Annotated in this window: 17 protein-coding genes and 1 pseudogene; 11 read left to right on the top strand and 7 right to left on the bottom strand. The window is 74.1% G+C overall.

What is annotated here, in order from left to right; translation table 11 throughout:
• Positions 1-551: pseudogene (locus tag ACI79K_RS14410) on the top strand (hypothetical protein); the annotation flags it as partial.
• Positions 552-602: 51 nt separating this feature from the next.
• Here ACI79K_RS14410 and ACI79K_RS14405 read toward each other — a convergent pair.
• Positions 603-1,046, bottom strand: coding sequence for a DUF2795 domain-containing protein (locus ACI79K_RS14405; protein ID WP_456589960.1), 444 nt, complete (start codon positions 1,044-1,046; stop codon positions 603-605).
• Between the two features lie 60 nt (positions 1,047-1,106).
• The gene (locus ACI79K_RS14400) at positions 1,107-1,376 is read right to left on the bottom strand and encodes a DUF2945 domain-containing protein (RefSeq protein WP_456600026.1); all 270 of its coding nucleotides are present in this window, start codon (positions 1,374-1,376) and stop codon (positions 1,107-1,109) included.
• A gap of 43 nt (positions 1,377-1,419) precedes the next feature.
• Here ACI79K_RS14400 and ACI79K_RS14395 point away from each other — a divergent pair, with 43 nt between their 5' ends.
• The 6 genes from ACI79K_RS14395 to cysD all read left to right on the top strand — a co-directional run bounded on the left by ACI79K_RS14395 (position 1,420) and on the right by cysD (position 7,030).
• Positions 1,420-2,214, top strand: a complete 795-nt coding sequence (locus ACI79K_RS14395; RefSeq protein WP_456600025.1) for a siderophore-interacting protein — start codon at positions 1,420-1,422, stop codon at positions 2,212-2,214.
• 88 nt (positions 2,215-2,302) lie between these two features.
• A complete protein-coding gene (locus ACI79K_RS14390; RefSeq protein WP_456589963.1) occupies positions 2,303-3,067 on the top strand; it encodes a response regulator transcription factor in 765 nt (254 codons plus the stop codon).
• A gap of 5 nt (positions 3,068-3,072) precedes the next feature.
• The gene (locus ACI79K_RS14385; RefSeq protein ID WP_456600024.1) at positions 3,073-4,551 is read left to right on the top strand and encodes a sensor histidine kinase; all 1,479 of its coding nucleotides are present in this window, start codon (positions 3,073-3,075) and stop codon (positions 4,549-4,551) included.
• 22 nt (positions 4,552-4,573) lie between these two features.
• The gene (locus ACI79K_RS14380; RefSeq protein ID WP_456600023.1) at positions 4,574-5,296 is read left to right on the top strand and encodes a PaaI family thioesterase; all 723 of its coding nucleotides are present in this window, start codon (positions 4,574-4,576) and stop codon (positions 5,294-5,296) included.
• Positions 5,287-6,036, top strand: coding sequence for an inositol monophosphatase family protein (locus ACI79K_RS14375; protein WP_456600022.1), 750 nt, complete (start codon positions 5,287-5,289; stop codon positions 6,034-6,036). The genes ACI79K_RS14380 and ACI79K_RS14375 overlap by 10 nt, the downstream gene beginning before the upstream one ends.
• 85 nt (positions 6,037-6,121) lie before the next feature.
• Positions 6,122-7,030 carry a sulfate adenylyltransferase subunit CysD gene (gene cysD, locus ACI79K_RS14370; RefSeq protein WP_456589967.1) on the top strand — a complete coding sequence of 303 codons (909 nt, stop codon included), beginning with the start codon at positions 6,122-6,124 and terminating at the stop codon, positions 7,028-7,030.
• Here the strand turns inward: cysD and ACI79K_RS14365 are convergent.
• The gene (locus ACI79K_RS14365; RefSeq protein ID WP_456589968.1) at positions 7,021-7,242 is read right to left on the bottom strand and encodes a hypothetical protein; all 222 of its coding nucleotides are present in this window, start codon (positions 7,240-7,242) and stop codon (positions 7,021-7,023) included. The genes cysD and ACI79K_RS14365 overlap by 10 nt on opposite strands.
• 68 nt (positions 7,243-7,310) lie before the next feature.
• Here ACI79K_RS14365 and ACI79K_RS14360 point away from each other — a divergent pair, with 68 nt between their 5' ends.
• Entirely contained in the window at positions 7,311-8,654 is a 1,344-nt protein-coding gene (locus ACI79K_RS14360; RefSeq protein WP_456589969.1) for a sulfate adenylyltransferase subunit 1, read from the top strand.
• A gap of 123 nt (positions 8,655-8,777) precedes the next feature.
• Here ACI79K_RS14360 and ACI79K_RS14355 read toward each other — a convergent pair whose 3' ends face one another.
• The 3 genes from ACI79K_RS14355 to ACI79K_RS14345 form a co-directional block, all read right to left on the bottom strand.
• Positions 8,778-10,127, bottom strand: a complete 1,350-nt coding sequence (locus tag ACI79K_RS14355) for a cytochrome P450 (RefSeq protein WP_456600021.1) — start codon at positions 10,125-10,127, stop codon at positions 8,778-8,780.
• A gap of 91 nt (positions 10,128-10,218) precedes the next feature.
• A complete protein-coding gene (locus tag ACI79K_RS14350; RefSeq protein ID WP_456589971.1) occupies positions 10,219-10,383 on the bottom strand; it encodes a hypothetical protein in 165 nt (54 codons plus the stop codon).
• Positions 10,384-10,458: 75 nt separating this feature from the next.
• Complete coding sequence (locus ACI79K_RS14345; RefSeq protein ID WP_456589972.1) at positions 10,459-10,848, bottom strand: ATP-binding protein; 390 nt, start codon at positions 10,846-10,848, stop codon at positions 10,459-10,461.
• A 212-nt stretch (positions 10,849-11,060) separates the two neighbouring features.
• Between ACI79K_RS14345 and ACI79K_RS14340 the strand changes: the two genes are divergently transcribed.
• On the top strand, positions 11,061-11,429 hold the full coding sequence (locus ACI79K_RS14340; protein WP_456589973.1) for a hypothetical protein: 369 nt from the start codon (positions 11,061-11,063) through the stop codon (positions 11,427-11,429).
• Positions 11,430-11,439: 10 nt separating this feature from the next.
• Here the strand turns inward: ACI79K_RS14340 and hrpA are convergent, their stop codons facing one another.
• A complete protein-coding gene (hrpA, locus tag ACI79K_RS14335) occupies positions 11,440-15,414 on the bottom strand; it encodes an ATP-dependent RNA helicase HrpA (RefSeq protein ID WP_456589974.1) in 3,975 nt (1,324 codons plus the stop codon).
• Positions 15,415-15,616: 202 nt separating this feature from the next.
• Here hrpA and ACI79K_RS14330 point away from each other — a divergent pair, with 202 nt between their 5' ends.
• Both ACI79K_RS14330 and ACI79K_RS14325 read left to right on the top strand, forming a co-directional pair.
• Positions 15,617-16,156 carry a MarR family winged helix-turn-helix transcriptional regulator gene (locus ACI79K_RS14330; RefSeq protein WP_456589975.1) on the top strand — a complete coding sequence of 180 codons (540 nt, stop codon included), beginning with the start codon at positions 15,617-15,619 and terminating at the stop codon, positions 16,154-16,156.
• Positions 16,153-17,925, top strand: a complete 1,773-nt coding sequence (locus ACI79K_RS14325) for an MDR family MFS transporter (RefSeq protein ID WP_456600020.1) — start codon at positions 16,153-16,155, stop codon at positions 17,923-17,925. Before ACI79K_RS14330 ends, ACI79K_RS14325 begins: the two co-directional genes overlap by 4 nt.
• Positions 17,926-17,951 lie beyond the last annotated feature (26 nt).

The raw sequence follows: 17,951 nt of genomic DNA, 5'->3' as shown, positions 1-17,951 counted from the left end.
AAGCCGACGACGCCATCGAGGCCATGGGCCACACCCGCACCAAAGCCGACGACGCCATCGAGGCCATGGGCCACACCCGCACCAAAGCCGACGACGCCATCGAGGCCATGGGCCACACCCGCACCAAGGCCGACGACGCCATCGACCGGGTCGCCGGCACCACGGAACGGGCCGACGGCATCGTCGGGCGCGCGGAGGGGCTGGTCGGTCGCGTCGAGCCGCTGCTGACCGACTACGAGCCCGCGCTCACCGCCCTGGCGCCGTCCATCCGGCGACTGGCGGCCGAGTTCGACGCGACGGAGGTGGACGCGCTCATCACGCTCATCGACCGGCTGCCGCAGGTGCTCGGGCACCTCGACGAGCAGGTCCTCCCCGCGCTGGAGGGGCTGGAGAACGTGGGGACCGACGTCCGGGACCTCGTCGACACGGTCCAGGACATGCGGCAGATCGTGAAGGGTTTCCCCGGCTCGAAGCTGTTCCGCCGGCGCGGTGCCGAGGAGATCGCCGACGGCGAGGCGCGGGAGAGAGAGTCGGAGGGCGCCGGCTCCTGAGCCGACGCCCTCCCACCCCGGGCGGTCGAGGCGACCGGAGGGGCGTCCGGGCTAGGCGCCCGGACCGGAGCCGGTCTCGGTGGGGTAGCCCAGCGCGCGGACCACGTCGCCGATCCGCTCGTAGGTCTCCCCCTCGGGCAGTCGCTCCAGCTCGCTGACGACGACGTCGGGGGCCCGGTGGTCGCGGGCCGCCTCGACCAGGTCGGGGCCGGTGCTCGGGAAGTCGGCCCGGTCCAGCCACCGCGCGAGCTCGGCGCGCGCCACGACCGCGTCCTCGGTCATGCCCACGGGGGTGCCACCGACGAGGGTGCCGGCCGGGTCGGCGTCGACGTCGGGGTCACCTTCGGCGACCGGCTCGACCTCGCGCCACTCGTGCGACCGGGTGGCCCGCTCGGCCTTCATCATCCCCTGCGTCTCGTGCTCGAGCTCCTCGTCGAGGCGCGGGTTGTGCTTGGTGCTGCGCGAGCCGGCGAACTCGCCTGCGGACTCGGTCACGTGTGCCTCCTGGTGTTGGGGCCCGGCACCGCCGGGCCGTGGATCCGTCCGCGAAGGGGGTCAGGCCTCGTCGAGGGCACCCGGCTTGTGCACCGCGGTGCGCCCGGACTTCTCGCTGCGCACCTCGTACTGCGGGTCGTCCTCGCTGGCGCGCACGGTGCGGCCGGAGGCCTCGGTGTCGGAGGTGATCTTCCGCTCGACCGTGCCCTCCGTCGTCGAGCCGTGGCTCTTCCAGGTGACGTGGTGCCCTTGTCGAACTCGTCGGCCATCGTGGTCTCCGTTCGTCGGACGGTGCTGCCCCTGCCCCTGCCCGCAGCAAGGCCCGGACACACATGCGCAGACCGGGCCAGCCGCCCGCCTAGGCTCGTCGGACGTGACCACCGCGAACGACGCCGCCCTCGTGGACGGCCTGCGCCCGGTCGACGTCCTCACCGTCGTCGCGGTCACCGACGTGACGCCCTCGGTCCGCCGGGTGACCCTCACCGGGACGGCGGAGGCGGTGGCGGCGGCCGGGCCGACGGTGAACCTGCTGGTGCCCCGGGTGGACGACCCGGCTCCCCGCTGGCCGCTGATCCAGCGCGACGGCCGGGTCGTGTGGCCCGACGGCAGCCACGGCGTCGCACTGCGCAGCTACACCGCCCGCCGGCAGGACCCGGCCGCGGGCGAGCTGGACATCGACTTCGTGCTCCACGGCGACGGCCCGGCCGCGTCCTGGGCCGCGGCGGCCCGCCCCGGCGCCCTGCTCGGCGTCGCCGGCGCCGCCTCGCTCGCCGAACGCCCGGCCCGGTGGCTGCTCCTCGCCGCGGACGAGACGGCGCTGCCCGCCGTGAGCCGCATCCTCGCCGCCGCACCGCCGGAGACGACCGGTGTGGCCTACCTCGAGGTGGCCGGACCGGAGGAGGAGCAGCAGCTGGCCGCCCCACCGGGCGTCGACCTGCGCTGGCTGCACCGGGGCGCGACGCCTCCCGGGGAGAGCACGCTGCTCGTCGACGCCGTGGCGGCCCTGGAGCGGCCCCCGGGTGACGACGTCTTCGCCTGGGTGGGCGCCGAGTCGGCCGCCGTGCGGGCCATCCGGGCCGACCTGCGCGGTCGCTGGGGGCTCGGCCGGGCCCAGCACCATGCCATCGGTTACTGGCGGCGCGGCCGGGCGATGGCGCCGGCCGACTGACCCGTCCGCCGCGTGGCCCGGGTCGGTTCCCAGGAGGTTCACAGGTAGCGTCCAGATCCACCGCAGCCGGCGTCCCCACCCTGGGGGCATGACGACGGCATCGGCGCACGCCACCGGAGGAGCGATGTCCGGCACCCAGCCCACCGGGCGCACGGCGCCGGAGGCCCGCCTGCTCGTGGTCGACGACGAGCCGAACATCCGCGAGCTGCTGTCGGCCAGCCTCCGCTACGCGGGCTTCGAGGTGGCCACCGCCGCCGACGGTCAGCAGGCCCTCGCGCTGGCCGCCTCGTTCCGGCCCGACCTCCTGGTGCTGGACGTCATGATGCCGGGCCTCGACGGCTTCGGTGTCGTGCGGCGCCTCCGGGAGACCGGCCGCCACACCCCGGTGCTCTTCCTCACCGCCCGGGATGCCGCGGAGGACAAGATCTCCGGGCTGACCCTCGGCGGCGACGACTACGTGACCAAGCCGTTCAGCCTGGACGAGGTCGTGGCCCGCATCCGGGCCGTCCTGCGGCGCACGGCGGGAACGCAGCGGGAGGCCGATGCCCCCCGGATGACGTTCGCCGACATCGAGCTGGACGAGGAGACCCACGAGGTCATCAAGGCCGGCGAGGTCATCAGCCTCTCCCCCACCGAATTCAAGCTGCTGCGCTACCTGATGGCCAACGCCGGGCGGGTGCTGTCGAAGGCGCAGATCCTCGACCACGTGTGGAACTACGACTTCAACGGCGAGGCGAACGTCGTGGAGTCCTACATCTCCTACCTACGCCGCAAGATCGACACGACCGAGCCGCGCCTGCTGCAGACGATCCGCGGGGTCGGCTACACCCTGCGGCTGCCGCGCGGCTCCTGACCGCGATGGACGGGCAGGGCCCCGTGCGCGCCGGGGGGCAGCAGATCCCCCTGCGCGTGACCCTGGTCGCGCTCCTGGTCGCCCTCGTCTCGGTCGCGCTCCTGGCCACCGGGGCCGCCGCGACGTCCCTGCTCGCGGACTACCTGCAGGAGCAGCAGGACGACGAGCTGCAGGCCATCGTCGCCAGCAACCAGGGCCCGCGGCTGGTCAGCACCTGCCTCCGGGAGATCTCGGAACCCAGCCCCCTCTACGTCGCCTGCCTCCCGCCGGACAGCGACGAGCCCGTGGTCATCGGGGAGCCGTACGGCCCCGGCGTCCACGAGCTGCCGGAGCTGGACGAGGCGGACGTCGAGGCCCTCCGCGAGGGCGGTCCCGCGATCACGGTCGGCTCCGGCCGGAACGCGTGGCGCATGGCCTCGGGCGAGCTGCCGGGGGGCTACACCCTGGTGGTCGGCGAGGACCAGGGGCGCGACGGAGGGGCGATCTCCCGGCTGATCCGCATCGAGCTGGTCGTGGGTCTGGCGGTGCTGGCGCTGCTGGGCGCCGCCGGCTACGTCCTGGTGCGCAACAGCCTCCGGCCGCTGGCCGAGGTCGAGGAGACCGCCCGGGCCATCGCCGCGGGCGATCTCTCGCGGCGGGTCCCGGTCGGCGACGACCGTACGGAGGTGGGCCGTCTCTCCACGGCGCTCAACGGCATGCTCGCCCGGATCGAGACCGCCTTCCGCGCCCAGCAGGCGTCGGAGGAGCAGGCACGCGGCTCCGAGCAGCGGCTGCGCCGGTTCGTCGCCGACGCCAGCCACGAGCTGCGCACCCCGCTGACCTCCATCCGCGGCTTCGCCGAGCTGTACCGGCAGGGGGCCGTCCGGGAGGAGGCGGACGTCGCCCGGCTGATGCAGCGGATCGAGGCCGAGGGCAGCCGGATGGGACTGCTCGTCGAGGACCTGCTGCTGCTGGCCCGGATGGACCAGCAGCGACCGCTGTCCCTGGCCCCGGTCGACCTGGCCGCGATCGCCGGCGACGCGGTGCACGACGCCCGCGCCGTCCAGCCGGACCGGCCGATCAGCCTGCACCTGGACGAGTCGCTCACCGACGTGCCGGTCGTGCTCGGCGACGAGAGCCGCCTGCGGCAGGTGGTCGGCAACCTCGTCACGAACGCGCTCACGCACACCCCGGCGGGAACCCGCGTGCAGGTCTCCGTGGCACAGGACCCCGCCGACGACGACGTCCTCCTGCTCCGGGTCGCCGACGAGGGCCCGGGCATGGAGCCGGCCGACGCCGAGCGCGCGTTCGAGCGCTTCTACCGGGCCGACGCCTCCCGCACGCGGGCGGCCGGCGGCACCGGCCTCGGGCTGTCGATCGTCGCCTCGCTCGCGGCTGCCCACGGCGGATCCGCCTCGCTGGAGACCGCGCCCGGGGCGGGCCTGGCCGTCACCGTGCGACTGCCCCGCGGCGGCCCGGACGGGGGTGCGACGAGTTCGTCGTGACCCGGCTTGCGACCATCTGGTGGTGACGACGAACGACGGCCACCCGGACACCGCGGCCTCCTACGACCCGGCGCTGATGGCGGCGTCCACCGACCTGGGGGCGGCGATCCGCGAGCTGATCGAGATGTCGGTCACCACGACGGAGCCGGCGACCGAGATCGCGGCCGCGACCGACCTGGTGCGGCAGGCGACCGCCCGCATCGCCGCCTCCCGGCGCCCGGCCTCGGTGCTGCCGGCGCTCGACGACCCGTCCGTGGGCCGACGGGTCTTCAATCCGGTCGTCGGCACCGGGAACGCCCTCGCGCCGCCGCTCGTGGTGCGCCGGGAGGAGGGCGGTGTGGTCGCCGAGGTCACCCTGGGTGTCGCCTACGAGGGCCCGCCCAGCTACGTGCACGGCGGCATGAGCGCCCTGTTCATGGACCAGCTGCTCGGCAGCGCGGCCGGCGCGGCGGGCCTGTGGGGCATGACCGCGCACCTGGAGCTGGACTACCGCGGCCCGCTGCCGCTGGAGACCCCGCTGGTGCTGCGCGCGTGGGTCGAGAGCACCGAGGGCCGCAAGTCGGTCATCGCCGGCACGATCGCGCTGGCCGCCGAGCCCGGGCAGCCGCTCGTCGAGGCGCGCGGGATCTTCGTCATGCCGCGCCCGGAGAAGGCCCGGGCCTACTTCGGCGCCATCACCGACGTCGAGGGCCGGCACACCCCGCCCCGCCGGCCCGGCGACGCCACCTCCGTCCAGTGGAGCTGACCCCGGGCGGCGACGTCGCGGTCGCGGTGGCGGCCGCCCGCGCCGCGGCCACCGCCCTCCTGCCGCTGCGGACCGGCGGGCCCGGCGGGCGGGCGCTGGGAGACGCCGGGGACGCCGCCGCGCAGCGGGCGATCCTCGCCGTGCTCACCGACGCGCGCCCCGGCGACGCCGTGTTCAGCGAGGAGGCCGTGGACGACCCCCGCCGGCTGACCGCCGACCGCGTCTGGATCGTCGATCCGCTCGACGGCACCCGCGAGTACTCCGATCCCGCCCGGAGCGACTGGGCGGTGCACGTCGCGCTGTGGGCCGGCGGTGACCTGGTGGCGGCGGCCGTGGCGCTGCCGGCGCTCGGCGAGGTGCACGTCACCGACCCCGCACCGGTGCTGCCACCCCGGCCGGCGGGGCCGGTCCGCATCGCCGTCAGCCGCACCCGCCCTCCGGCCGAGGCGCAGGCCGTGGCCGCCGCTCTGGGCGGCGAGCTGGTGCCGATGGGCTCGGCCGGCTACAAGACCCTCGCGGTGGTGCGCGGCGAGGTCGACGCCTACGTGCACGGCGGCGGCATGTACCAGTGGGACTCCGCCGCGCCGGTCGGCGTCGCTCGCGCCGCCGGCCTGGTGACCTGCCGGCTGGACGGGTCGCCGCTGGTCTACAACGCCCCCGACCCCTACCTGCCCGACCTGGTCGTCGCGCGTCCGGAGCTGGCCGACGAGGTCCTGGCTGCGGTCGCCGCCGCCCGATAGCGGACACTGGGCACCAATCCCCACCGATCCGACCGGGTTGCGCCGGTCGGGTCGCCCGACCCCTAGCCCCGTGGAGCACGAGAGCGTGACGACGCCCGACTACCGGCTCAGCCAGCTGGAGACGCTGGAGGCCGAGTCCATCCACGTCATCCGTGAGGTGGTCGCCGAACTGGAGCGGCCGGTGCTGCTGTTCTCCGGCGGCAAGGACTCCATCGTGATGCTGGAGCTGGCCCGCAAGGCCTTCGCGCCGGCGCGCATCCCGTTCCCGGTCATGCACGTGGACACCGGGCTGAACTTCCCGGAGGTCCTGGAGTTCCGCGACCGGAGGGTGGCGGAGCTGGGTGTCCAGCTCGTGGTCGCCTCGGTGCCCGAGGCGATCGCGGCGGGCACGGTGAAGGAGGAGCCCAACGGCTCCCGCAACCGCATCCAGACGCCGGTGCTGCTCGACGCGGTCGAGGAGCACGGGTTCACCGCGCTGTTCGGCGGCGCCCGGCGCGACGAGGACAAGGCCCGCGCCAAGGAGCGGGTGTTCTCCTTCCGCGACGAGTTCGGCCAGTGGGACCCGAAGAACCAGCGGCCCGAGCTCTGGGACCTCTACAACGGCCGGATCCACCTCGGCGAGTCGATCCGGGTGTTCCCGCTGTCGAACTGGACCGAGCTCGACATCTGGCAGTACATCCTCCGCGAGGAGATCGCCATCCCCCCGCTGTACCTCGCGCAGGAGCGGGACGTCGTGGAGCGCCAGGGCATGCTGTACGCGGTCAACCAGTTCATCTCCCCGCGCGAGGGCGAGGAGGTCCAGCGCCGGAGCGTCCGCTACCGCACCGTCGGTGACGCGAACCTGACCGCCGCCGTGCCGTCGACCGCCACCACGGTCGAGGAGGTCATCGCCGAGATCGCGGTGACCCGCATGACCGAGCGCGGCGCCACCCGGGGCGACGACAAGGTCAGCGACGCCGCGATGGAGGACCGCAAGAAGGAGGGCTACTTCTGATGCCCCTCCCGTCCGCGGCGACGCCGGAGCACGAGCAGCACCCGCACCACGGCGGCGAGCAGCACCACGCCCGTCGACCAGCCGGTCACCTCCGGCGTGCTGCCCGGTCGCGCGCCGAGCAGGTCGCAGACCCAGCCCGCCACCGCGAAGCCGACGACGTAGCCGGCGACCACGACGAGCAGCGCCGGTACCGCCGCCACCAGCACGAACACGCTCTGCCTCCCCGGACGACGGACCCCAGCGTCCGCCGCTCCGCCGTCCTCTGCCAGGAGATCTCCCGATGACCGCCGGCTCCGCCGACCAGCCCGGCGTCCACCCCGACGCCCCCATCGACGTCCACTCACCCGCGGCGGAGGCGGCGGCGGAGATCGCCACCGCGCGCAAGGACATCCTGCGCATCGCCACCGCGGGCTCGGTGGACGACGGCAAGAGCACGCTCATCGGCCGCCTGCTCTACGACAGCAAGGCGGTGTTCGAGGACCAGTACGAGGCGGTCGAGCGCGCGAGCAAGGGTGACTACGTCGACCTGGCCCTGCTCACCGACGGCCTGCGCGCCGAGCGCGAGCAGGGCATCACCATCGACGTCGCCTACCGGTACTTCGCCACCCCGCGGCGCACCTTCATCCTGGCCGACACCCCCGGTCACGTGCAGTACACGCGGAACATGGTCACCGGCGCCTCGACCGCCGACCTGGCGATCGTGCTGGTCGACGCGCGCAAGGGCATGCTGGAGCAGAGCCGGCGCCATGCCTTCCTCGCCTCGCTGCTGCGAGTGCCCCACCTGGTCGTCGCGGTCAACAAGATGGATCTCGTCGACTGGTCGGAGGACACCTACGAGGCGATCCGCGACGAGTTCACCGCGTTCGCCGCGAAGCTCGACGTCCCCGACCTCACCGTCGTCCCGATCTCGGCGCTGCACGGCGACAACGTCGTCCGCCGCTCCGAGCACACCCCCTGGTACCAGGGTTCCTCGCTGCTGCACCACCTCGAGCACGTGCACGTGGCCAGCGACCGGAACCTCATCGACGTCCGGTTCCCGGTGCAGTACGTGATCCGCCCGCAGTCGGACGCGCACCACGACTACCGGGGCTACGCCGGGACGGTCGCCAGCGGGGTGCTGCGCCCCGGCGACGAGGTCCAGGTGCTGCCCAGCGGGCTGACGACGACGATCGCCGGCATCGACGGGCCGCGCGGCCCCGTCGAGGAGGCCTTCGCCCCGATGTCGGTGACCGTCCGGCTGGCCGACGACCTGGACGTCTCCCGCGGCGACCTGATCTGCCGGCCCGCGAACGCCCCGCACGTGACGCAGGACCTGGACGCGCTGGTGTGCTGGATGACCGACGAGCCGCTGCGTCCCCGGCAGCGACTGGCCGTCAAGCACACGACCCGCTCGGTGCGCGCGGTGGTCAAGGAGCTGCAGTACCGGCTGGACGTCAACACGCTGCACCGCGAGCAGGGCGCGACCGAGCTCGGCCTCAACGACATCGGCCGGGTGCGGCTGCGCACCACCCAGCCGCTGTTCGTGGACGAGTACAGCCGCAACCGGGTGACCGGCCGGTTCATCCTGGTGGACGAGGCGACCAACGCGACGGTCGGCGCCGGGATGCTGGTCCCCGGCAGCTGAACGGGCGGTCCTGGCTCACCTCGAGGGTCCTGGCTCACCTGCAGGGGTCCTGGCTCACCGTCCACCGTGAGCCAGGACCCCTGTTGATCAGGTGACCTGATCAACAGGGAGCGGAGCGGGCTCCTAGCGCAGGGTCACCGGGAGGACCTCGAAGCCGCGGAGGGTCCGCAGGTCGCGGCGCCGCGGACGGCCGGCCACCCGCAGCCGCGGGAAGCGCTCGTCGAGCGCCTGCAACCCGACGGCGCCCTCCAGCCGCGCCAGCCCCGCGCCCAGGCAGTAGTGGATGCCGCCGGAGAAGGCCAGGTGCTCCCGCGCGTTGGCCCGGGTGACGTCGAACCTCGCCGGGTCGGGGAACACCTCGGGGTCGCGGTTGGCCGCCCCCAGCAGCAGCGTCACCCGGGTGCCGGCGGCCACCGTCCGCCCGGCGAGCTCGACCTCCGCGCGCGCCGTCCGGCCGGTCAGCTGCACGGGGCTGTCCAGCCGGAGCACCTCCTCGACGGCGTCGTCCCAGCCTGCGGCGCCGCTGCGGAGGAGCTCCCGCTCGCCGGGGTGCACGTCGAGCAGCACGACGGCGTTGCCCAGCAGGTTCATCGTGGTCTCGAAGCCGGCGCCGAGCAGGAGCAGCACCGTGGCGTGCAGCTCCCGGTCGGTGAGCGCCTCCTCCGCCGGCAGGGTGACCAGCCGGCTGACCAGGTCGTCGGCCGGGTCGTGGCGCAGCCGCGCGAAGTGCTCCGCCAGGAATCGGTGCATGGCCCGCAGCGCCTTCTCGGCGGCGAGGTAGCGGCGCAGCGGCAGGCCGGGGTCCAGGGTCGCGGCGGCCGCTGCGCCCCACCGCAGGAAGTCCTCCCGGCGCTCGAGAGGCACGCCGAGCAGGTCCGCGATCACCAGCACCGGCAGCTGGGCGGCGTAGGCACCGACGAGGTCGACCGTGCCGTCGCGGCGCGCCAGGTCGTCCAGGAGGCGCTCGGCCGTGCGCCGGATGACCGGCTCGAACGCCGCCGTCGCCCGGGGGGTGAAGGCCCGGCTCACCAGCCGGCGGAACCGGGTGTGGTCGGGTGGGTCGACCACGAGCATGGACGGCGGTTCGGCGACACCGGCCGCCGTGGGGTCGTCGCCGAACTCCAGCGCCCAGCGGATCACCCCGGGGGCGGCCGAACGGTCCCAGCCGACGCCGAACCGGTCGCTGCGCAGGACCTCCTGCGCGACGGGGTGCGACGTCGTCACCAGCCCCAGGCTGCTGCCTGGGAGCGGGCCGCGGGCGCGCAGCTGCTCGTAGAGGTCGTAGGGGTGCTCGCGCAGCGCCGGATCACGCATCAGCCGGCCGACCAGGTCACCGCGGCGCGCACTGCGGGACAGGTAGACCGTCGGCAGGGCGTGCCGGACGGCCCAGCGCACCGCGGTGCGCGCGGGGCGGGCGAGCGGCCCGAGCGCCGCCCCGGAGGGTGCGGGCCGCACCTCGGCTGTGGCGGTCATCACCGAAGTCTGCCAGCGCGGACCCGGCGACGGAACGCGGCGCCGCCCCCGTCCCGGGAGCGGGACGGGGGCGGTGCGGGACGTCGGGAGGTCAGGCCTCGTCGGTGGGCGCGGGCGCCGCGCCCGGATCGCCGTCCCAGTCCTTGCCCGCCACGTCGGCGTTCTCCGACGCGCTGTCGGTCTGGCCGGCGACGGTCTCGATCATCTCCTCGTCGGAGACTCCCTCACCTGCAGCGTGGGTGTTCGGCTCGCTCATCGCGCAGTCCCTTCCTTCGGCTGGCTTCCCCTCCGCCCGTCCCCGCTCGGCGAGGGCGGCAAACCAGCTGGTGGATCACAGCCGGGGCGGACGCAGCTCGAACCACACCCGCTTGCCGTCGCGGTAGTCCTCGCACCCCCACCGGTCGGCGAGGACCTCCACCATCAGCATGCCCCTCCCGCGGGGTCGGTCCGGGGAGAGCTGCTGGACCGCCGGCCGGACCGGGGAGCAGTCGACGACGGCGAGCCGGAGCCAGTCCTCGGAGTAGGTCGCCTCCACGGTGAGACACGCGCTGCCGCCCACGTGGTCCACGACGTTGGCCACCAGTTCGGTCACCAGGAGGGCCGCGTCGTCGTGGTCCTGGCGGGCGCCCCACGACCGCAGCAGCTCGCGCACCAGCCGCCGGGCCGCCGGGACACTGGCGGCGACCGGGGGGAGGTCGAGGCTGGCGCTGAGCGTGGACATGGAGCGTTCCGTTCTGCCGGCGGGCGGGTGTCGGCGCGGCCGCCCGATGCCGGACTCATCGGCAGTTCGGACGGGGAACTCGACTGTGTTGTGCGCAACTGTCCACTGTCGGGGCGTGGGGCGCAACCCCCCTTGCGCCCCATGCCGGTTGTGTGCGATATATATCCCGCTAGAGTTCGCCCGTCCCGTTGCCCGCGTCCGTGAGGAGCAGCATGCCCAGTCCGGACGCAGCACCGGACGAGCCCGCCACGCAGGCGCTCGAAGGCCTGATCGCCTGCATCGACGGCTCGCTCGTAGAGCTGCAACGCGCTCGCGCCCGGGCCGACCGGCTGCTGGTCGAGCGCCGCGCGGGCCGGCCCTGGCTGGAGCTGGTGACGGAGGAGTCCCGCCCGCTGGTCGTCGAGAGGGTCTCCACCGTGCTGACCTCCCTGGCGACGGCCGGCCACACCTGGCGGTGCGAGGAGGCGGCGGCGCTGCAGCGCGAGCAGGTGAGCATCAACCGGATCGCCGCGCTGTTCGGCGTCACCCGCCAGCGCATCTCGGCGCTGCTGAAGGAGAGCGGCGCCGGCGCGGCCGGGTGAGCCCGTCGGACTACCCCAGGATCGCGTCGATCGCCTTGTAGATGCGCTGCTCGGAGACCGGGCGCGGCGTGCCGACGTTCTGGGCGAAGAGAGCAACCCGCAGCTCCTCGATCATCCAGCGCACCCGGACGACCGGGTCGTCCGGCGCCCCGGTCGGCGGGACCTGCCGCCGCAGCTGCTCGTACTCGGCCGTCACCGCGGCCACCTGCTGCATCCACAGCTCGTCGCGCGCCGCGTTCGTCGGCAGCTTCTCGAGCCGGTGTGCCATCGCCGTGAGGTACCGGACGACGTCGGGCAGGCGCCGGCGACCGGTCGCGGCCACGAAGCCGCGGTGCAGCAGCCCGGTCATCTGGCGCCGGAGGTCGGCGACCGCCGCGTCGGGCACCCGGCGGCCCGGCGCCGCACCGATCGCCACCGCCACCTCGCGCGCCCGGGTCAGCACGGCCTCGACCCGGCCGACGACGTCGACGGCGAGCGGCTGCAACTGCGCCTTGGCCGTGGTCACCAGTGCCGCGAAGGCCTCCGGTTCCCGCGGAGGGCCGCCCGCCGCGGCGATCAGCTCGTCGGCGGCCGCGTCGACGCAGTCGGCCACGAGGTCGGGGATCTCGCCGTCCGGGTTGAACTGCAGGGCCAGCCGGGTGGCGGGCCGCAGCCCCTTCACCACCTGCTTGACCGGCGAGCCCGCGACCAGGACCAGCAGCCGGCGGGCGCCACGCCAGGTCAGCCGGCTCGCCTCCGCCTCGGTGGGGACCACCCGGACGCCGACCGTCGTCCCCTCGTCCACCAGCGCGGGATAGGCGGTGACGACGTGGTCGCCGCGGCGCACCTCCACGGTGCGCGGCAGCTCACCGAACTGCCACGACGTGCAGCCGGTCCGCTCGAGGTCCGACGCCGCCCGCGCCAGGCTGGCCCGGGCCTGCGGCGCCACCTGGGCCTTGAGCGCCGCGAGGTCCTTGCCGGTCGCCAGCGGCCGCTGCTGGTCGTCGAGCACGCGGAAGGTGGCACGCAGGTGATCGGGCACCTGGTCCGGCTGCCAGGCGTCCGGCGGGATCACCACACCGGCCGTCCGTCGCAGTTCCCGCTCCAGGGCCGGCAACAGGGGCTCGCCGGGGTCGATCCGGGGCAGGACGGCGCGGACCCGGTCGGGGATCGGGACCAGCGCCCGGCGCTGCGGCTTGGGCAGCGTGCGCAGCAGCGCCGTCACCAGCTCCTCGCGCAGCCCCGGCACGGTGAACGCCAGCGATTCGCCCGACGTGCGCTGCGCCACCGAGTCCAGCACGCCCAGCGGCACGTCGACGGTCACGCCGTCCTCGGCGCTGCCGGGGGCGAAGGCGTACGAGAGCGGCAGGGCGAGGCCCTGGGTCAGGCGCACCTCGTCGGGGTAGTCCTCCGGCCGGACCTGCGCCGCCGCGGCGGCGTTGGTGAGCATCTCCGGCGTGAAGGTCAGCAGGTCCGGCTGTTCGTGGCGGGCGCGCTTCCACCAGCGGTCGAAGTGCCGGGTGGAGACGACGTCGGCGGGGATGCGGGCGTCGTACAGCTCGAACAGCGTCTCGTCGTCGACGCCGATGTCGCGCCGGCGGGCCCGCTCCTCCAGCTCCGCGACCCGCTCGATCGCGCGCTGGTTCTCCGCCCAGAAGCGGTGGTGGGTGGTCCACTCCCCCTGGACCAGGGCGTGCCGGATGAACAGCTCGCGGGAGACGACCGGGTCGATGGAGCCGTACTGGACGCGCCGGCCCACGACCAGCGGGAGCCCGTAGAGGGTCACCCGCTCGGTGGCGACGACCGAGCCCCGCTTGGCGTCCCAGCGCGGCTCGGAGTACTGGCGCTTGACCAGGTGGTCGGCGAGCTTCTCGACGGTCTCGGGGTCGATGCGGGCCACCGTGCGGGCGAACAGCCGGCTGGTCTCGACCAGTTCGGCGGCGACGACCCAGCGGGGCGGCTTCTTCGCCAGCGGGGTGCCCGGCGCGATCACGAACCGGGTGTTCCGGGTGCCCAGGTACTCGCGACCGGGGCGCTTGTCACGCTCTGCTTCCTGCCCGCCCCGCCGCCCCTGGCCGTGCTCGACCTGCAGCCCCACGTGGCTGAGCAGCCCGGCGAGCAGGGACGCGTGGATGCCCCGCTCGTCGGGCTCGCCGGCCGGCTCGCCGACCGCCATGCCCAGCCGCCGCGCGGTGCCGCGCAGCTGGCCGTGCAGGTCCTGCCACTCGCGGATGCGGAGATAGTGCAGGAACTCCCGCTTCACGGTCCGGCGGAACTGGTTGCCGGACAGCGCGTCCTGCTGCTCGCCGAGGTAGCGCCACAGGTTGAGCAGGGCCAGGAAGTCGGAGTTCTCGTCGGCGAACCGGGCGTGCATCTGGTCGGCGGCCTGCTGGTGCTCGGCGGGCCGCTCGCGCGGGTCCTGGATGGTCAGGCCTGCGGCGATGACCAGCACCTCGTCGAGGACGCCGCGCCGGTCGGCCTCCACCACCATGCGGGCCATGCGGGGGTCCAGCGGCAGCGCGGCCAGGGCGCGGCCGGTCGGGGTGAGCCTGCCGTGCTCGTCGAGGGCGTGCAGCTCCTCCAGCAGCGCCAGCCCGTCGGCGACGGAGCGGCGGTCGGGCGGGTCGATGAACGGGAACTCGGCGACCTCCCCGAGGTCCAGCGCGGCCATCTGGAGCAGCACGGACGCCAGGTTGGTGCGCAGGATCTCGGGATCGGTGAACTCCGGCCGGGCGAGGAAGTCCTCCTCGCTGTAGAGCCGGATCGCGACGCCCGGGCCGAGCCGCCCGCACCGTCCCGAGCGCTGGCGGGCCGACGCCTGGCTGACCGGCTCGATGGGCAGCCGCTGGACCTTCGTGCGATGGCTGTACCGGGAGATGCGCGCGGTGCCCGGGTCGATCACGTAGCGGATGCCCGGAACCGTCAGTGACGTCTCGGCGACGTTGGTCGAGAGCACGACCCGCCGGCCGGTGTGCGGCTGGAACACCCGGTGCTGCTCGGCGGCCGAGAGCCGACTGTAGAGCGGCACCACCTCGGTGTTCAGCAGGGCGCGGTCGGCCAGCGCGTCGGCGGTGTCGCGGATCTCCCGCTCGCCGGCGAGGAAGACCAGGATGTCGCCCGGCCCCTCGGCGACCAGCTCGTCAACCGCGTCGAGGATCGCGCTCACCTGGTCGCGGTCCGGATCGGCGTCCGGATCGTCCGGGTCCACCACGGGGCGGTAGCGGACCTCGACCGGGTAGGTGCGGCCACTGACCTCCACCACCGGCGCATCACCGAAGTGCTTCGCGACCCGCTCGACGTCGATCGTCGCGGAGGTGATGACGACCTTCAGGTCGGGCCGCTTCGGCAGCAGCTGGGCGAGGTAGCCCAGCAGGAAGTCGATGTTGAGGCTCCGCTCGTGCGCCTCGTCGATGATGATCGTGTCGTACTGGCGCAGCAGCCGGTCGTGCCCGATCTCGGCCAGCAGCACGCCGTCGGTCATCAGCTTCACCAGCGTCGAGTCCGACACCTGGTCGGCGAAGCGCATCTTGAAGCCGACGACCTCGCCGAGGGGCGTGCCGAGCTCCTCGGCGATCCGCTCGGCCACGCTGCGTGCCGCGATCCGCCGCGGCTGGGTGTGCCCGATCCGGCCTCGCACGCCACGGCCGAGCTCGAGGGCGATCTTGGGCAGCTGGGTGGTCTTCCCCGACCCGGTCTCGCCGGCGACGACCACGACCTGGGCGTCCCGGAGCGCGGCGGCGATGTCCTCGCGCCGGGCGCTGACCGGCAGCTCCTCGGGGTAGCCGATCGCCGGCACGGCGGCCCGCCGCCGTGCGATCCGCTCCTCGGCCGCCGCGACGTCGGCGGCGATGCGCTCCCGCTGCCGGTCGCGCGCCCCCTGGTCCTTCGTCCGGCGCAGCCCGTCCAGCCGGCGGCGCAGCCGGTGCTCGTCGGCGAGAGTCAGGCCGGCGAGGCGCTCCCGGAGATCGTCGCGCGGCGCCCGCTGCTCGGGGTGCACATGGCTCACGGGGGCGCTCGCGTTCCTCTCGGCCGGGACGGGGTACCGGGGCGCCGACCCCGGGACGGGCGGGCCGCCGTCCAGGATCCCACTGCCCGACCGCCCGGCGCGGCGGCGGTGGGACAGGTCACCACCGTGCGGACCGCAACTCGTTGCATGCACCGCACAACGGGTTGTACGTTACATCCAATTTCCCCGTTCCTGGAGGCCCATGTCTTCCCCCGCGCGCCCCGGAGCGGCCACCACCCCCACGGGCGGCCGTCCGCAGGTGGAACTGCTCTCCGAGCAGCTGCCCCGGTTCATGCGACTGGTCCAGGCCCTGAAGAACCAGGCCTCCGGCCCGGAGAACCGCGACCGCGCAGCGCTCGTCCTGCTCTTCCCCCTGGTGCGCCTCGGAGCCCTCCGCCAAGGAGCCCTGGCGGACCTGGTGCACGCCGACCCCTCCACGATCAGCCGGCACGTGGCGGCACTGGTGGAGCAGGGGCTGGTGCGCCGGGTCGCCGACGAGAGCGACGGCCGGGCCAGCCTGCTCGTCGTCACCGATGCCGGACGCGCCGCCCTGGAAGCGCTGCACAGCGAGCGGACGGCGCACCTGGCGCGGGTGACCGCGCACTGGGACGAGGCCGACCTCGCCGCCCTGACCACCCTGTTCGGCCGCCTGCTCGACGACATCGCGGCCGACCTGCCCGGAGCCGCCGAGAACGCCGCCGCCTCCACCCCGAGCACCGATCCAGCCGGAGAGACCCGATGAGCCAGACCACCCGCAACGCCGCGGCGGCGCGCCGCAGCGCCCGCGCGGCCGCCGCCGCACCCGATTCCGGCGGGACCTTCAGCCACCGGCAGATCGTCACCATCCTGGTCGGCCTGATGGTCGCGATGTTCCTGGCGGCCCTGGACCAGACCGTCGTGGCCACCGCGATCCGCACGATCGCCGACGACCTGCAGGGCTACGACCTGCAGGCCTGGGCGACGACGGCCTTCCTCATCACCTCGACCATCGCCACGCCGCTCTACGGCAAGCTCTCCGACATCTACGGCCGGCGGCCGTTCTACCTGTTCGCCATCACGATCTTCGTGGTCGGCTCGGCGCTGTGCGGCATCGCCGACACGATGTACCAGCTCGCCGCCTACCGGGCGGTCCAGGGCATCGGCGCCGGTGGCCTGATGTCCCTGGCGCTGGCGATCATCGGCGACATCGTCCCGCCCCGGGAGCGGTCGCGGTACCAGGGCTACTTCATGGCCGTCTTCGGCACCTCGAGCGTGCTCGGCCCGGTCATCGGCGGCTTCTTCGCCGGCCACGACTCGATCCTCGGCGTCGACGGCTGGCGCTGGATCTTCTGGATCAACGTGCCGCTCGGCGTGCTGGCCTTCGCCGCCGTGTGGCGGGTGCTCCACCTCCCGCACGAGCGCCGTGAGCACCGGATCGACTGGCCCGGCGCCCTGGCGCTGGTCACCTTCCTCGTCCCCCTGCTGATCGTCGCCGAGCAGGGCCGCACCTGGGGCTGGACCTCCTCGGCGGCCGTCACCTGCTATGTGATCGGCGCCGTCGGCTTCGTGCTGTTCCTCCTGGCCGAGCGCGCGTACGGGGACGACGCCCTGCTGCCCCTGCGGCTGTTCGGCAACCGCAGCTTCGCGGTGAGCGGTGTGGGCAGCGTGGTCATGGGTGCCGGGATGTTCGGCGGCCTGCTGCTGCTGCCGCAGTACCTGCAGATCGTGCAGGGTTCCAGCGCCACGGTGGCGGGGCTGCAGATGATCCCCCTCGTCGGCGGGATCATGGTCGGCGCGATGAGCTCCGGCATCGCCATCTCCAGGACCGGCAAGTACAAGGTCTTCCCGCTCGTCGGGATCGCCCTCATGGTGACCGCGCTGCTGGCGATGTCCTTCCTCGTCGAGGCCGACACCTCCATCTGGTCCCTGGTCCCGTTCATGGTGCTGCTGGGCCTGGGGTTGGGCTTCAACTTCCAGCCGGTCATCCTCGCCGTCCAGAACGCCGTCTCCCCCCGGGAGATGGGCGTGGCCACCTCCTCGGTCACGTTCTTCCGCCAGATGGGCGGCACGATCGGGACGGCGGCCTTCCTGTCGATCCTGTTCACCCGGCTGCCCCGGGACATCGACGCCGCCGTGCAGGACACCGTGCGGGCCAACCCGGAGCTGGCCCCGCAGTTCCAGCAGCTGGACGCCGGCGGCGGAGCAGCGCTGGACGACACCTCCTTCATCCAGGAGCTCCCGGCCGCCCTGGCCCAGCCCTTCAAGGTCGGCTTCTCGAACTCGATCGACCTGGTGTTCCTCATCGCCGCCTGCGTCGTGGCGGTCGGGTTCTTCGTTTTCCTCTTCCTGCCCCAGCTGGCGCTGAGCACCAAGTCGGGCATCCAGGCCCGCCAGGGCGAGGCGGCCGGCACGGCGACCAGCGACCCCGGAGATCCCGCGGAGGAGGCGACCGAGGCCGTGGGCGCGGCCGCGCCGACGTCGGTCCCGCCGCCGGTGGGCCAGCCCGGCGACCGGCCCGACGCCCGGCGCTGACCGCGACCGCCGACGACCCCTTCCCG

It is taken from the genome of Blastococcus sp. SYSU DS0616, from assembly GCF_054051015.1.
The sequence above is the reverse complement of the archived record's forward strand: the minus strand, read 5'-3'. Positions and strand labels throughout refer to the sequence as shown.